This is a genomic window from Bacillus sp. (in: firmicutes) (assembly GCA_012842745.1).
In the GTDB taxonomy this organism is placed as follows: domain Bacteria; phylum Bacillota; class Bacilli; order Bacillales; family Bacillaceae_J; genus Schinkia.
The window spans coordinates 39217-54735 of sequence record DUSF01000035.1; the positions used below are offsets into that span (position 1 = coordinate 39217).

At 37.5% G+C, this 15519-nt stretch carries 13 protein-coding genes, 1 riboswitch and 1 other annotated feature; of the genes, 9 read left to right on the forward strand and 4 right to left on the reverse strand.

What is annotated here, in order from left to right; translation table 11 throughout:
* The first annotated feature begins 121 nt into the window (after window positions 1-121).
* Window positions 122-288: riboswitch (SAM riboswitch) on the forward strand.
* 156 nt (window positions 289-444) lie between these two features.
* The 3 genes from GX497_05200 to GX497_05210 all read left to right on the forward strand — a co-directional run bounded on the left by GX497_05200 (window position 445) and on the right by GX497_05210 (window position 2531).
* Window positions 445-1647, forward strand: coding sequence for a methionine adenosyltransferase (locus GX497_05200; protein ID HHY72610.1), 1203 nt, complete (start codon window positions 445-447; stop codon window positions 1645-1647).
* Window positions 1648-1915: 268 nt separating this feature from the next.
* Entirely contained in the window at window positions 1916-2122 is a 207-nt protein-coding gene (locus GX497_05205; protein HHY72611.1) for a cold-shock protein, read from the forward strand.
* Between the two features lie 208 nt (window positions 2123-2330).
* Window positions 2331-2531 (forward strand): cold-shock protein, encoded by a 201-nt coding sequence (locus GX497_05210; protein ID HHY72612.1) that lies wholly within the window; start codon window positions 2331-2333, stop codon window positions 2529-2531.
* Between the two features lie 375 nt (window positions 2532-2906).
* Here the strand turns inward: GX497_05210 and GX497_05215 are convergent, their stop codons facing one another.
* Window positions 2907-3428 (reverse strand): gamma carbonic anhydrase family protein, encoded by a 522-nt coding sequence (locus GX497_05215; protein HHY72613.1) that lies wholly within the window; start codon window positions 3426-3428, stop codon window positions 2907-2909.
* Window positions 3429-3560: 132 nt separating this feature from the next.
* On the opposite strand from GX497_05215, the gene GX497_05220 reads away from it, so the two are divergent.
* Both GX497_05220 and GX497_05225 read left to right on the forward strand, forming a co-directional pair.
* Window positions 3561-4349, forward strand: coding sequence for an alpha/beta hydrolase (locus tag GX497_05220; GenBank protein ID HHY72614.1), 789 nt, complete (start codon window positions 3561-3563; stop codon window positions 4347-4349).
* A gap of 75 nt (window positions 4350-4424) precedes the next feature.
* Entirely contained in the window at window positions 4425-5456 is a 1032-nt protein-coding gene (locus tag GX497_05225; protein ID HHY72615.1) for a tetraprenyl-beta-curcumene synthase family protein, read from the forward strand.
* 56 nt (window positions 5457-5512) lie between these two features.
* Here the strand turns inward: GX497_05225 and GX497_05230 are convergent, their stop codons facing one another.
* Together GX497_05230 and GX497_05235 are read right to left on the reverse strand one after the other, a co-directional pair.
* Window positions 5513-6088, reverse strand: a complete 576-nt coding sequence (locus GX497_05230) for a methyltransferase domain-containing protein (protein ID HHY72616.1) — start codon at window positions 6086-6088, stop codon at window positions 5513-5515.
* A complete protein-coding gene (locus GX497_05235) occupies window positions 6085-7041 on the reverse strand; it encodes a TIGR01212 family radical SAM protein (GenBank protein ID HHY72617.1) in 957 nt (318 codons plus the stop codon). The genes GX497_05230 and GX497_05235 overlap by 4 nt, the downstream gene beginning before the upstream one ends.
* A 136-nt stretch (window positions 7042-7177) precedes the next feature.
* On the opposite strand from GX497_05235, the gene GX497_05240 reads away from it, so the two are divergent.
* From GX497_05240 to GX497_05250, 3 genes are all read left to right on the forward strand, one after another.
* Entirely contained in the window at window positions 7178-7453 is a 276-nt protein-coding gene (locus GX497_05240) for a YtzC family protein (protein ID HHY72618.1), read from the forward strand.
* A 63-nt stretch (window positions 7454-7516) separates the two neighbouring features.
* Window positions 7517-7761, forward strand: a binding site (T-box leader).
* Between the two features lie 97 nt (window positions 7762-7858).
* Window positions 7859-10279 (forward strand): leucine--tRNA ligase, encoded by a 2421-nt coding sequence (locus GX497_05245; GenBank protein ID HHY72619.1) that lies wholly within the window; start codon window positions 7859-7861, stop codon window positions 10277-10279.
* Window positions 10280-10485: 206 nt separating this feature from the next.
* Window positions 10486-12462 carry a HAMP domain-containing protein gene (locus tag GX497_05250; GenBank protein HHY72620.1) on the forward strand — a complete coding sequence of 659 codons (1977 nt, stop codon included), beginning with the start codon at window positions 10486-10488 and terminating at the stop codon, window positions 12460-12462.
* 39 nt (window positions 12463-12501) lie between these two features.
* Here GX497_05250 and GX497_05255 read toward each other — a convergent pair whose 3' ends face one another.
* On the reverse strand, window positions 12502-13773 hold the full coding sequence (locus GX497_05255; GenBank protein ID HHY72621.1) for an NAD(P)/FAD-dependent oxidoreductase: 1272 nt from the start codon (window positions 13771-13773) through the stop codon (window positions 12502-12504).
* 105 nt (window positions 13774-13878) lie between these two features.
* On the opposite strand from GX497_05255, the gene GX497_05260 reads away from it, so the two are divergent.
* The gene (locus GX497_05260; protein HHY72622.1) at window positions 13879-15513 is read left to right on the forward strand and encodes a polysaccharide biosynthesis protein; all 1635 of its coding nucleotides are present in this window, start codon (window positions 13879-13881) and stop codon (window positions 15511-15513) included.
* The last annotated feature ends 6 nt before the right edge of the window (window positions 15514-15519 follow it).

Genomic DNA, 15519 nt, shown 5'->3' on the forward strand with positions numbered 1-15519 from the left:
TTAATTAGTATAACATATTTAGATTAATAGTCTATACTATATAAAATTTCTTTCTGTAGATTTTTAAAATTTAATTGACAAATTTCGAGTCTTTACGATATCATATGTCGCAACGGATACTCTCTTATCCCGAGTTGGTGGAGGGAACAGGCCCAAAGAAACCCGGCAACCGACACTATTATTATAAATCCAAAATAATCCTAAATGCACAGATTATTTTGACAAAATTAGTAATAGTGATAAGGTGCTTAACCTGTTGCGAGACATGTTTGTCTTGAACGATAAGAGTGAAAGGCTAAAATATAAAACCTTTCCTCATTTTTTGATGGAAAGGTTTTTTTAATTCAAAATGGACACCTTAAAAAGAAGAGAATCATTTAAGCCAACGTATAATAGGGAAATGAGTACCGTGAAAATATCTATATTTAAGGAGGTACATATTTTATGACAGTAGGGAATCGCCGTTTGTTCACTTCGGAATCAGTGACGGAAGGTCATCCAGATAAAATATGTGATCAAGTTTCAGACGCCATTTTAGATGCGATTCTAAAAAATGACCCTAATGCGCGCGTTGCTGCTGAAACAGCTGCAACAACAGGATTAGTATTGGTGGCGGGGGAGATAACGACATCAACGTATGTTGATATTCCAAAAATTGTTCGGGAAACGATTGCTGGAATTGGCTATAGTCGTGCAAAATACGGATTTGATGCTGAGACTTGTGCTGTTTTAACATCAATTGATGAGCAATCACCTGATATTGCAATGGGTGTAGATCAAGCTTTAGAAGCGCGTGAAGGACAAATGTCTGATGAAGAGATTGAAGCGATTGGCGCAGGGGACCAAGGATTGATGTTCGGCTTTGCCTGTAATGAAACACCTGAATTAATGCCGCTTCCAATTTCATTGGCACATAAGCTTTCGCGCCGTTTATCAGAAGTTCGTAAAAACGAGACATTACCGTATTTGCGTCCAGACGGGAAGACACAAGTAACGGTTGAGTATGATGAAAATGATAAGCCGGTTCGCATTGATGCGATTGTTGTTTCAACTCAGCATAATCCTGAAATTTCACTTGAGCAAATTCATCGTGATGTAAAAGAATTTGTCATCAATCCAATTGTTCCTAAAGAGCTAATCGATGGGGAAACAAAGTATTTCATTAACCCTACAGGCCGTTTCGTCATTGGCGGCCCCCAAGGTGATGCTGGCTTAACGGGGCGGAAAATCATTGTTGATACATATGGCGGCTATGCCCGCCATGGCGGCGGTGCCTTCTCAGGAAAAGACCCAACAAAGGTTGACCGTTCTGCCGCTTATGCTGCTAGATATGTTGCAAAAAATATTGTCGCAGCAGGCTTAGCAGAAAAATGTGAGGTCCAGCTTGCTTATGCCATTGGTGTGGCCCAGCCTGTTTCAATTGCTATTGATACTTTTGGAACAGGAAAAGTATCAGAAGAAAAATTAGTTGAAGTCGTTCGCAACAACTTTGATCTTCGTCCTGCAGGAATTATAAAAATGTTAGACTTGCGTCGCCCGATTTATAAGGAAACAGCGGCATACGGGCATTTTGGTCGGACAGACCTTGATGTTCCGTGGGAAAAAACGGATAAAGCAGAAATCCTCAAGCAAGAAGCGTTGGCATAATGATTAAAAAAAGGATAGATGTGCTAAAACTAAGCCATCTACCCTTTTTTTGTTAACAAATAATGGTTTATGAGATATTTCATGATAAATAGAGTTAAATTGGTATAAAAACTATTTATAGGTTATACTATGATAAAGGATATAAAATTTCAAAGTTAGGTGTCACTTATTATAAAGAAGTAACATTTATGGTTATTTTTTCATAATAAGTTTTTTTATTGTATTACAATTTTCATCTGATCATAATTTGTGAAAGGTGTGGAAAAGGATGGCATTTGGAAGAAGAAATATAGAAGAGGTTGTAACGGAGGAGACAAAAGTTTGGGTATGCACCTCTGATGAATGCAACTGTTGGGTTCGTGATAACTTCAAAAGCAGTGACGAGCCAGTTTGTCCACTTTGTAATAGTGAAATGACTCCAAGTACAAAAATGTTGCAAGTTGTCGAAAATCATAGCCGACATAATTTTAAATAAGATTTGACTTTATTGCAAATATGTTATAGTATTAGAGTGCGCTATTAAGTTAGTTTAAACATTTTGCATGTATATACGTTAGCCGTAACTGCAAATGAAACGTGGATGAATACTTACTCCATAATTTGCGGCTGCGGCTTTTTATATTTTACTCCAAAAATGTAACAATGCTTATGGTGAAAATAAAACTAGTATAGGAGGAATAAAAATGAAAACTGGTACAGTAAAATGGTTTAATGCAGAAAAGGGTTTTGGGTTTATTGAAGTTCAAGGTGGAGAAGATGTATTTGTACATTTTTCAGCTATTCAAAGCGAAGGCTTTAAGTCTTTAGAAGAAGGCCAAAAAGTATCTTTTGAAATTGTTGACGGAAATCGTGGACCACAAGCTGCTAATGTTCAAAAAGCTTAATTATTAGCATTCAATGGGCTACCTTGAAAGTGTTTAGTATCCATTGTGGGTGCTGTTTTCAGCATCTGCATATGTGGTTCTGAGCATTTTGAGGTAGCTTTATTTTTTTTCTTCTAAATTCCTCTAGGTAAATTCCATCTTAATTATTTCCGTATTATTTAATTTTTCGTATTATGAATGTTAATAGTTAAATTGATTTTAAAAAGTTGGTTTTTAAATGCTAATTCATATGGCGCGGCCGAGGAGCCGTAATGATGAAAGAGAGGTAGGGCTTTCGTTGTTTTAGTTACAAATGAGAAATGTTTAGAAAAAAATAAAAATGGGGTTGTTTCATAAGGGGTCAGACCCCTTATGAAACAGACTATTTATCCATAATTATTTATTCTTATTTTGCAATGATTTATAAAACTGCCCCTTCTCAACATATTCACGTCTAATTCGGGCCATGTCTTGTAAATCTTCTTCGTTTAGCTCTCTGACAACTTTGGCAGGGCGACCGAAAGCTAATGTATTTGGAGGGATTTTTTTTCCTTGCGGCACTAAACTGCCAGCTCCAATGAAGGCACCCTCGCCGATTTCAGCTCCATCTAAAATTGTTGTTCCCATTCCGATTAAAGCATTTTTTCTAATCACGCAGCTATGTAAAATGACCAAATGCCCGACTGTGACATCATCTTCGATAATAAGTGGATTATTAGGGCTTTGATGGAGAACAGAGTTGTCTTGAATGCTTACGCGCTCACCAATAATCGTTGGTGCAACATCACCGCGAATCGATGTGTTGAACCAAATATTGGATAACTCGCCGATTGTAACATCACCTGTAATCGTCACGTAGTCTGCAATGAATGCGCTTTCTGCAATTTTTGGATATTTTCCATTGAATTCATAAATCATAACTATATCATTCCTTTTTATATAATGTAAAAAAAATAATCTGTCCTATCCTTGTATTGAAGACGCTTCTAACCATAAAATAATTGTATCATGGAAAATTAGTAAAATTAAGAATAAAGGGAGTTTTTTTCAATGTGGAAGTTGGAAGTTGAAAATCCTCGTGCAGTTTTTGTCGTTGTTCACGGGGCATTTGAGCATCATGGCCGCTACAAATGGCTTACGGAAATGTGGAAAGAAAACCGCATGAATGTTGTCTTAGGAGATTTGCCAGGGCAAGGCACATCAGGTAGACGGAGAGGACATATTGATTCGTTTAATGAATATATTGATACGATTTCAGAGTGGGTGAACGAAGCGCAAAGCTATCACTTGCCTATCTTTTTATTTGGACATAGTATGGGCGGATTGGCGGTGATTCGGACATTGCAGGAGAGACAGTTACCCGTAAAGGCTGCTGTTCTATCATCTCCGTGTTTAGGGCTTACAGATCCGCCACCTATAGGGCTGGAACTGGCCTCAAAAGCTTTAAATGTCGTTGCTCCATCTATACGACTTGCTTCCCATATGGGGTCAAACATTGCGACGCGAAATAAGGAGATGAAGGAGCTGGATGAAAATGATTCGCTTTACGTTACAAAGGTATCTGTCCGCTGGTACAGGGAGCTTACAAAAGCGATGCAGCTTGCCGTCCGAAATATTGATAAAGTACCTAATATACCTGTTTTGCTTATGCAGGCGGGTGTAGATAAAATTGTTGATAAAACTGTTGTAAAAAGTTGGTTTGATAAATTAAATGTCAATGAAAAGCTTTATAAAGAATGGCCTGAGCTCTATCATGAAATTTTTAATGAACCAGAAAGAGATGAAGTATTTAAGTATGCAAAAGGATTTGTAGAAATGCAATTGCAAAAATCGTTATAGCCATATATTTAGCATGGACTGACTTTTGTTTGGAGTGAAACGGGTTTGACAGAACGAGGAACTTTACTATTTTTAATGAAAAAAATATATAAAAATGTATTGCCAAAGGTTCATTTTTATTTAAATGAATGGAAAAGAAAAGCGAGTCAAATACCTGATGATGAGCTTAGAAAGCAGGCTCTTGCTAGTATTCATACGAAAACCTTTCATTGTGAAGGTGGGGGGATTTATGCGATTTTAGCAGGACAATCGTTGGATGACTGCATCGAATTTATTGTAGCCTACCAAACGATTAGCGATTATTTAGATAATTTATGTGACCGTAGCACTTCACTAGATCCTGTTGATTTCAGAAGTCTTCATGAGTCAATGCTCCATGCTTTAACACCTGGTGTATGTATAAAAAACTATTATCAGCATCGGATAGAACAGGATGACGGCGGGTATTTGCGGTCGTTAGTTGAGACATGTCAACAAATTTTGATGAGGGTGCAGCACTATGATAAGATTGCCCCTTTTTTGCATGAACTGGCTACTTATTACTGTGACCTGCAAGTGTATAAACATATAAAAAAAGAAGAAAGAGTACCAAAACTAAAGGCTTGGTTTGAACAATATAAAAATAAAATTCCAGATATGGCATGGTATGAATTTTCTGCTTGTGCTGGCTCAACGCTAGGGATTTTTTGCTTAGTAGCTTATGCATTTAATGATGATTTTACAGATAGGCAAGTATATGAAATAAGGCATGCTTTATTTCCTTATGTTCAAGGTCTTCATATTTTATTAGATTATTTTATCGACCAGGAAGAGGACCGAAATGGCGGGGACTTGAACTTTTGTTTTTATTTTCCAAGCGAGGAAGTATTAAAAGCACGTATACTCCATTTTTTACAACAAGCTAACTTACATATTGCTCGTTTGCCCGATGAAAAATTTCATCGTTTAATTAATCATGGGCTTATTGGTTTATATCTGTCTGATGCAAAAGTGAGAAATCAAAGAGAGGTACGACGTGCAAGGTGGGGGATTTTGAAAAGCAGCGGCATTGTTTCTACCTTTTTTTACTTAAATGGACGCTGGTATCGAAAGTTTTTTGGGCGATGATGGACTAGTCGGACAGGGGGACAACGTAATGTACCTGTCCGACTAGTCCCGTCCCGTTATTTAACTTTTTCGATAGCAATGACGAATGGTGCATGATTGATTTGATTTAAAAAACGATATTGAAGAACATGGGCCCACTTTTGATCAATTGTTTCGACAAATTCCAAAAGCTGATCGCGTTCTAATTGCCCTTCAGGATGTCCGTGATAGATGACAAGGATAATAAGGCCTTCGATTGCCATAATTTTTAGCAATTGCTTTACAGCATTAATCGTTGAATCTGCTGTTGTGACAATTGTTTTGTCACCGCCAGGTAAATAACCTAAATTGAAAATAGCTGCTTTTAGTTTCTCGCGATGTTCACTTGGAACGCTGTTTTCTAGTTCATCATGGCTTCTTAGAAAAAGTTCGACTCTTTCTTCGAGGCCGCTTTCTTTAAGTCGTGCTTGTGTAGTTGCCATGGCTTGCGCTTGAATATCAAACCCATACACTTTTCCGTTAGGGCCGACTAGTTTAGCAAGAAGTTCGGTATCATGGCCATTTCCTACAGTAGCATCGATGGCAACATCGCCCGCTTTTACTGCTGATTCAAGTAATGAGTGGGCAAATGGCAAAACTCTTTTTAAAATCATGATGAACAACCTTCTTTAACAGCGTATTTGCCCTGCCAGCTATCACGGCGTTGTAGTTCCGCGTCAATTGCATTTAAAACTTCCCATTTTCTTAGGCTCCACATTGGCCCAATCATTAAATCTGGCGGCCCGTCGCCTGTAATACGGTGAATGACAAGTTCAGCTGGTAAAATTTCTAATTGATCACATACTAACTTTACATATTGTTCAAAAGATAAAAATTGTAAGAGTCCTTTTTCATATTGCTTGACCATTGGTGTCCCTTTCAGCAAATGAAGGAGATGGATTTTTATGCCTTGGATATCAAGCTTGGCCACTTCTTTTGCGGTTTCCAGCATCATTTCCGGGGTTTCTTGCGGCAAACCGTTAATAATATGAGCGCATACTTTAATCCCATGCTTGCGCAATTTCGCTACCCCTTCTTTATAACAGTCATAATCATGTGCGCGGTTAATAAGGTTTGCTGTTGTTTCGTGTACAGTTTGCAGACCAAGTTCAACCCACAAATAAGTCCGTTCATTTAATTCCGCTAAATACTCAACAACATCATCTGGCAGACAGTCCGGTCTTGTTGCAATTGATAAGCCAATGACATCAGGCTGTTGTAAAATCATTTCGTATTTTTCACGAAGCTCATCTACAGGAGCATACGTATTTGAAAATGCTTGGAAGTAGCCAAGGTATTTTCCATCCTTCCATTTTTCATGCATCTTCATTTTTATATTGATAAATTGCTTTACTAAATCATCTGCCCTGTTGCCGGCAAAATCACCAGAGCCAGCTGCGCTGCAAAACGTACAGCCACCAAAAGCAACTTTTCCATCACGGTTTGGGCAATCAAAGCCGCCATCTAGTGAAATCTTAAATACTTTATGTCCAAACGTCTTCCGTAAATGATAATTCCATGTGTGGTAACGTTTCTTGTCTGAGGCATAAGGGAACTGTTTCGTCATTTATATTCCCTCCTTCTTTTTTAAATACAACTGTCATTTTAGCATGCTTCTTGTCCCGTTATCAATCGAATAACAATAAAGCAAAATGTACAAAATAAAAATGTTCTACTCCATATACAGTAAAGGGGGAAAAACAATGGCAACACGTGCATCCGTTGATCAATTTGTCAACAGAGCCGAAGAGGCTTGTAAATATGCTTTGGAACAATTAGAAATTGCCAATCAGCAGGAGCATTATAACACGACAGAGTATACAAATGCGCAAAGAATGTTAAACGAGGCCTACAATGATTTACAAAAATTAATGTTAAGCTCTAATAAGCAACAAAAGGAACGCTTATACAGGATGCAATTACAAATTAATCGCATCCAAAATGATTTAGTTTTAGACGAGCAAAACTTATTAATGTAAACTATATTCAAGGCGAGTACTTGACAATAAACGTACAAATTCTTAAAATACAGACTATATGATAAAACAACTATGATGAGGAATAGTAATGTTGAATAAGTCTTAAAGAGAGTTGGCGGTTGGTGCAAGTCAATAACTTATCATCATGAACTCACCTCTAAGTTGCAAATGTGAATGGAGTAATGTTTGCCGTATCAACCGCGTTAAGGGATAATAAGTGAGTGTAATCTTTATGTGATAAAAGCATGAAGATTTACTAATCGTGGGTGGTACCGCGGGAAGTTTGATTATAACCTCTCGTCCCTGGTTATTATTTAACTAGGGCGGGAGGTTTTTTTATTAAATAATGATTAAGTAATTACACCATACATAAAACGAATAAATTAGTAGCTCAGGAGGGTTTTTATGTCATTTGATCATAAGATAATCGAAAAGAAATGGCAAACATATTGGGAAGAAAATAAAACGTTTAAAACAACAGAAGAGAAGGATCAGCCTAAATTTTATGCTTTGGATATGTTTCCATATCCGTCTGGTGCTGGTCTCCATGTTGGGCATCCAGAAGGTTACACGGCAACCGATATTCTTTCAAGAATGAAGCGGATGCAAGGTTACAATGTCCTCCATCCAATGGGCTGGGATGCATTCGGTCTTCCAGCAGAGCAGTATGCGTTAGATACAGGAAATGATCCGGCTGAATTTACAGCGAAAAATATTAATACATTTAAAAGACAAATTAAATCACTTGGATTTTCCTATGATTGGGACCGTGAAATTAATACAACAGACCCTGATTATTATAAATGGACACAATGGATTTTTCTAAAGCTGTATGAGAAAGGGCTGGCCTATGTTGATGAAGTACCAGTGAACTGGTGCCCTGCTCTAGGAACCGTCTTAGCGAACGAAGAAGTAATTGATGGGAAAAGTGAGCGCGGTGGACATCCTGTCGAGAGAAAGCCAATGAGACAATGGATGTTAAAAATTACTGCTTATGCGGATCGTCTCCTTGAAGATTTAGAAGAACTTGATTGGCCTGAAAGTATTAAAGATATGCAGCGAAATTGGATTGGCCGTTCTGAAGGTGCGGAAATTATGTTTGAAATCGAAGGCATCGATAAAACTTTTGAAGTCTTTACAACAAGACCAGATACAATATTTGGAGCTACCTATGCTGTACTTGCGCCAGAGCACCCACTAGTTCCTGAAATTACAAAGCCTGAGCAAAAAGCAGCGATTGAAGCCTATCTTGAGCAAATTAAATCAAAGAGCGACCTTGAAAGAACCGATTTAGCGAAAGAAAAAACAGGTGTGTTTACAGGTGCCTATGCAATCAATCCAGTAAATCAAGAAAAAATGCCAATCTGGATTGCTGACTATGTATTAATGGGTTATGGCTCAGGTGCAATCATGGCGGTGCCTGCCCATGATGAACGCGACTATGAATTTGCTGTGAAATTTGAATTGCCGATTAAAGAAGTTGTAGCAGGTGGAGAGGTTTCAAAAGAAGCTTATACAGGTGATGGCGTTCATGTAAATTCAGCCTTCTTGAATGGTTTAAATAAAGAAGAAGGAATTAAAAAGGCAATTGAATGGTTTGAGGGCAACGGTAAAGGTAAGAAGAAGATTTCATACCGCCTGCGCGACTGGTTATTCAGCCGCCAACGCTATTGGGGTGAGCCGATTCCAGTTATCCATTGGGAAGATGGAACAACTACAACTGTACGAGAAGAAGAATTGCCTTTAATTCTTCCAAAAACAGACAATATTAAACCATCAGGTACAGGTGAATCACCGCTCGCCATTATTGAAGATTGGGTAAATGTTGTTGACCATGAAACAGGTAAAAAGGGTCGTCGTGAAACAAATACGATGCCGCAATGGGCTGGTAGTTGCTGGTATTTCTTGCGTTTTATTGATCCAACAAACAGCGAGCATCTTGCAGACCCTGAAAAATTAAAGCAATGGCTGCCAATCGATATTTATATCGGCGGTGCAGAGCATGCTGTATTGCACTTATTATACGCTCGTTTTTGGTATAAATTCCTATATGATATTGGTGTTGTTCCTACGAAAGAGCCATTCCAAAAGCTATTCAACCAAGGAATGATTCTTGGGGAAAATAACGAAAAAATGAGTAAATCAAAAGGAAATGTTGTCAATCCTGATGATATTATTGAAAGCCATGGTGCCGATACGCTTCGCCTCTATGAAATGTTTATGGGTCCATTAGATGCATCAATTGCTTGGTCTACAAATGGACTTGATGGTGCCCGTCGTTTCTTAGATCGGATTTGGCGCTTATTTGTGACAGATGACGGAACATTAAATGCGAAAATCACTGAAAATGGGGAGTCAAAGTCTTTAGAGCGCGTTTATCATCAAACAGTGAAAAAGGTTACAGATGATTATGAACACTTGCGCTTCAATGTGGCAATTTCACAAATGATGGTATTTATTAATGATGCCTATAAAGCGGAAACATTGCCGCTCGACTATATGAAAGGCTTTGTAAAATTATTATCTCCTATAGCTCCACATGTAGCGGAGGAGCTTTGGGAAAAACTTGGGGCTAGTAAAGGTTCGATTAGCTTTGAAGCTTGGCCAAGCTATGATGAATCGAAGCTTGTGGAGGATGAAGTTGAGATTGTTGTCCAGCTTAATGGCAAAGTTCGTACAAAACTATTAATTCCGAAAGATGCTACGAAGGAATTAATGGAAGAAATAGCTATGAATGATGAAAAAGTAAAAGAAGACCTCGGAGGCAAAACAGTTCGCAAAGTAATTGCTGTTCCAGGGAAATTAGTGAATATCGTAGCTAACTAGAAGAATACTTTAAATGAGGGGCTGTCCGATTAGTCGATTTATTTGGCTATCGGCTGCCTCTTTTTCTGTTTGTAAATATATTCAAATAAAGTAATTTAAATGAAAAAGTTATTGAATGGTAAGGAAGATATGAGTATAATGTAATAGGTAAATAGTACCGTAAATGACAATATAATAAAATTTCAGACAGAAGATAGGAGGTAAACATGAAATCAATACAGTTCCGGATATTAGCGGCGTTTTTACTTGTAAGCTTGGTACCACTTAGCGCTTTAACAATTTACATGTTTAATAGTATGGAAGAACAGTTGATTTTAAAAGAAAAAGAATCAATGACAGAGGTCGTTTCCGAAACGGGAAAACGGATGGACCAATGGTTAGAAAAGCAAATGGAAATGCTTAATTTATTAGCAAAAACAAAAGAAATAAAATCTGAAAATATTGATGAAATGCTACCGATTATGGCGGAGTTTAAATCGGGTTCATCAGTTTTTGAAACAGCCTTTTACGTAAAACCTGATGGTTACGTTTTTGCCCATACTACACAATCAAGTATTGGCAGTAATTATGCAGACCGTACATATATTCAAAAGGCTTTAAAAGGGGAAGCAAATTTCTCTGATGTCCTTGTTTCAAAGGCAACTGGAAATCCAATCGTTGTGATTGCAACCCCTGTTACAAAAGATGGGGAAATTGTCGGTGTATTAGCAAGTAGTATTAATTTTAATGAATTTGTTGTTGAGTTTACAGCACAAGGCGACCAAATTGGTGAAATGTATTTAATTGACAACTTAAATGTTGTAAGAATGTCTTCAAATAATAAGGAATTTATTGGAAAAAATATCGATGAAATTTCTTTTAACCCAGAAATTAAGAATGTGTTAGCAAATAAGGCTGATATGCCAAAGGTTTTTGATGTCATTAGCAAGGCGGTTGAAGAGTTTATTTTTTATGCTCCTGTCTCAAAAATGGATTTTGGAATTTACTGGAGTGTACACAAAGCTGATGTTGTCTCTATTTTCAAGCCAATTAAAATAAAAATGCTGATGCCAATGCTTGCAACATCTCTATTCGTGGTCATTATTGCTTTTATCCTTGCAAAAGGTATTACGCGACCATTAAAGATTATGGTTGATAGAATTAAAGATGTGGCCCATGGGGATGGGGATTTAACAAAACGATTGGAAGCCAATTCTTTAACAGAAATAAATCAATTATCACAAAATATAAACGCGTTTATTGAAAATATCCATGGCATCGTTGCGAGAACATTAGAAACAGTTGCGAAGATGGACCAAACAATGCGGGAAGTAAATCAAGTTGTTGAACAGTCGGAAAAACATACATATGAAATTCATAAAGTGATTGACGATGTGAACCGGGATTTTAGTATTCAAGCTGATAATACACAAAATGCCTCCAACGCTGTAGAGGAAATTGCTATCGGAATAAACCGAATTGCAGAAAATGCAGGGAGGGTTAGTGAGTATTCAGTTCAAGCAAATATAGAATCAAAAAACGGAAATGACACAATCGTGAAGGCAATGGAGCAAATGCAATTAGTTTCAGATTATGTTGCAGAGTCATCAGAAAAAATTAAATCGCTAGGTGAAAAATCGAACGATATTTCTAATATCGTCGCGGTAATTACCGATATCGCCGAACAAACGAATTTATTAGCTTTAAATGCAGCAATTGAGGCAGCACGAGCAGGTGAACATGGCAAAGGCTTTGCGGTTGTTGCTGAAGAAGTGCGGAAGCTAGCTGATCAATCAAAACAATCAGCAGATGATATTATTGCGTTGATTGCTAGTATTCAAGTTGATGCGGAAGCTTCTGTGACATCTATGGAAATTGTCTCAAAAGAAACAAATAATGGCTTAAGTCTAGTTGAAGATGCGGGTAGCGTATTTTCAACTATACTAGAACGAATGCAAAATGTTGCAAATGACATTCAGGAAGTAAGTGCCGCAGCAGAGGAAATAACAGCTGGTACAGAGGAAGCATCAGCAAGTATACAAGGAGTATCACTAACGGCAGAGCACACAAAAGAAAAATCAAACAATATGAAATTATCAATAGAAGAAGAGTCAAAAATAATGTTGCAGCTAAGTTCAGCCGTTGATTCATTAGAAGAAGTAGGTACAGAATTAAAGGCTGCTATTAATCGGTTTAAAGTTTAGATTTTTTCATACAGGTGGAACGTAAATTCCACCTGTTTACTATTTGCTTTTGACCAGTTTTCCAGCATTAAGCCCAGCAAGCCTGCCTGTTACTAATGCAGCTGTAATATTAAATCCGCCTGTATAGCCATGGATATCTAAAATTTCACCGCAAAAATAAAGACCTTTCATAATTTTGGATGACATCTCTTTAGGATGAATTTCTTTGACAGAAACGCCCCCTCCAGTTACGAACGCTTTTTCAATTGGCAAGGTTCCATTTACTTTTACTTCAAATCTTTTTAAATCTTTTATAAATCCACGCAGCTTATCATTTGCAAGATTGGCATATGTGACAGTCTCGTCGATATTATTTTTCTCCAGCAAAAATAATAAAAAACGCTCAGGAACTAGACCTTTTAAAACATTTTTAACAGCTTTTTTTGGATCGGATTTTAGTGATTTCATCACTTGCTGCAATAGCGTTTCCTCATTTTCATTTGGAAAGCAATCAATTGAAATGATAATTTCTTCCGTTTTATATTTTTGCAAAGCTTTTACAACAAATTGGCTACAGCGTAAGATGGCTGGCCCTGATAAGCCGAAGTGGGTAAAAATCATATCCATCTGATGGGTAACAATCGGTTTGCCTTTTGGATTTAAAACAGAAATGGCAACATCACGAAGTGAAAGTCCTTGTAAAACTTTATTTTTGATGAAGTTTTCAGCAGATGTTAATGGCACCTCTGTAGGATAAAGGTCTGTTACGGTATGGCCTGCCTTCTTTGCCCATGCATAGCCATCCCCTGTTGAGCCAGTATGTGGGACGGATTTTCCACCGACAGCAACAACGATGGCCTTTGCCTGAATGACCGTTCCATTTTGTAATTTGATGCCAACAACCTTGCTTTCGTCGTATAGTAATTCCTTTACAGCAGCTTTTGTTTGAATATCAACATGCAGCTTTTTTAATTGGCCAATAAGCGTATCTATGACAGATTGCGCTTTATCCGAAGCAGGAAACATCCGTCCATGATCTTCCTCTTTTAATTTCACCCCTAGATTTTCAAAAAAACGAATGATATCAAGATTATTAAATTCGGAAAAGGCGCTATATAAAAAACGGCCATTTCCTGGGATATGTTTAATAATTTCATCTACTGGAAGCCGATTTGTGACATTACAGCGCCCACCGCCGGAAATGGCAAGCTTTTGCCCTAAGTTTTCTCCTTTATCAAGCAATAGCACCTTGCATTTTTGTTCTCCAGCAGCAATCGCTGCCATCAACCCAGAAGGTCCGCCCCCAATGACAACCACATCATAATTGTTCATAATCCACCATCTTTCCTAGGTACGTACTGTATGTTAAAATACAGAAGTTGCAATAGCTTGTCAAATGATGTATATTTTTAGTTTTTTACTAGATGGAGGGCAAAAATGTCCGGTTCAAAATTTCTTAAAGGAACTTTAATTCTTACAGGAGCAACCTTTATCTCCAAGTTTTTAGGGATGATTTATGTTTTTCCATTTTACTCGATTGTTGGAAATATGGGGGGTGCGCTTTATACCTATGCTTACATACCATACACGATTTTATTAAGTATGGCGACGATGGGTGTTCCCTTGGCGGTTTCAAAATTTGTATCAAAATATAACGCATTAGGCGACTATCATACAGGTAGAAAACTGTTTAAAACAGGACTTGTGTTAATGCTAGTGAGCGGTGTGATTTCTTTTTTTGTTTTTTATAGTATCGCTCCTTGGTTAGCGCCGCATATCATTGGAAAAAATGAATATGGAATTAAGCATGAAGAGGTTGTTTATGTCATTAGAATGGTCAGTACAGCCCTTATTATTGTGCCGGCAATGAGTATTATTAGGGGCTTTTTTCAAGGCTATCAATCGATGGAACCTACTGCTGTTTCTCAAGTCATTGAGCAAATTGCCAGGATTATCTTTTTATTAATCGGTAGTTACATTGTCATGAAGGTGTTGCATGGCGATCTCCACGTTGCCGTTGGGTTATCTGTTTTTGCGGCTACAATTGGTGCCATTGCTGGTATGGGCGTCCTTCTTTGGTTTTGGTATAAAAGAAAGGATCATTTGAATGAATTGCTTGCGAAAAGTACAGTAACAAGCAATATTACGACGAAAGCGATGCTTTTAGAGTTGGTAACCTATGCTGGTCCGTTTGTATTTGTATCATTGGCAATTCCCTTATATCAATTAGTCGATGAATTTACATTCAACCGAGCTATGGAGAGTATTAATAAAGGTGGAGACTATGCTCATGGATTGTTTTCAATTTTAAATATGTATGGTCATAAATTAATTATGATTCCAGTTTCACTGGCAACAGCATTTGGATTAACGCTAGTTCCTACGATTACACAATCTTTTACAGAAAAAAATTTTAAGCAATTACATAAGCAAATCTCGCAATCATTGCAAATCATTATGTTTTTAACACTGCCTGCCGCATTTGGTTTAGCAGTGGTGGCAGGTCCAACAATCGGGGCACTTTTTAATATTGAAATTATCAGTACCGGGAGTGGCATTATTCGTTACTATGCACCGGTAGCACTGTTATTTGCTTTATTTACGGTTACAGCTGCTATTTTACAAGGAATCAATCAACAGCGCTTTGCAGTCTATGGTATGTTTGCAGGTTTACTAGTAAAATTAATTTTAAATTTCCCGTTTATTAAGCTTTTTGAAATTTACGGTGTGATTTGGGCAACCGGAATCGGCTTTTTTATTTCAATCGTATTTAATTTCTGGGCCATTAAAAAATATGCGAATTTCCGTTTTAAATTTACGATACGCCGCAGTATGTTAATTTCTATTTTTGTATGTATGATGGTTGTTGTTGTTCAGTTAGTGCTGTGGCTATTATCGTTTATGATTCATTATGAAAACGGGCGCACCCAGTCTATTCTTGTTTTGGTCCTATCAATTACGGCTGGGGCGGGAGTGTATTTGTACTTGAGCATGCAAAGTGGTTTAGCTGGAAAGGTTTTAGGTTATCGCTTCAAATTTTTACAAAAAGAAAAGCAAAAGGCGAACGGGTAGTTCGCC

Coding starts and splice junctions, on each gene's coding strand:
- GX497_05220 (HHY72614.1), top strand. CDS start 3,561: ATGTGGAAGTTGGAAGTTGAAAATCCTCGTGCAGTTTTTGTCGTTGTT.
- GX497_05255 (HHY72621.1), bottom strand. CDS start 13,773: ATGAACAATTATGATGTGGTTGTCATTGGGGGCGGACCTTCTGGGTTG.
- GX497_05235 (HHY72617.1), bottom strand. CDS start 7,041: ATGACGAAACAGTTCCCTTATGCCTCAGACAAGAAACGTTACCACACA.
- GX497_05215 (HHY72613.1), bottom strand. CDS start 3,428: ATGATTTATGAATTCAATGGAAAATATCCAAAAATTGCAGAAAGCGCA.
- GX497_05200 (HHY72610.1), top strand. CDS start 445: ATGACAGTAGGGAATCGCCGTTTGTTCACTTCGGAATCAGTGACGGAA.
- GX497_05245 (HHY72619.1), top strand. CDS start 7,859: ATGTCATTTGATCATAAGATAATCGAAAAGAAATGGCAAACATATTGG.
- GX497_05240 (HHY72618.1), top strand. CDS start 7,178: ATGGCAACACGTGCATCCGTTGATCAATTTGTCAACAGAGCCGAAGAG.
- GX497_05250 (HHY72620.1), top strand. CDS start 10,486: ATGAAATCAATACAGTTCCGGATATTAGCGGCGTTTTTACTTGTAAGC.
- GX497_05260 (HHY72622.1), top strand. CDS start 13,879: ATGTCCGGTTCAAAATTTCTTAAAGGAACTTTAATTCTTACAGGAGCA.
- GX497_05230 (HHY72616.1), bottom strand. CDS start 6,088: ATGATTTTAAAAAGAGTTTTGCCATTTGCCCACTCATTACTTGAATCA.
- GX497_05205 (HHY72611.1), top strand. CDS start 1,916: ATGGCATTTGGAAGAAGAAATATAGAAGAGGTTGTAACGGAGGAGACA.
- GX497_05210 (HHY72612.1), top strand. CDS start 2,331: ATGAAAACTGGTACAGTAAAATGGTTTAATGCAGAAAAGGGTTTTGGG.
- GX497_05225 (HHY72615.1), top strand. CDS start 4,425: ATGAAAAAAATATATAAAAATGTATTGCCAAAGGTTCATTTTTATTTA.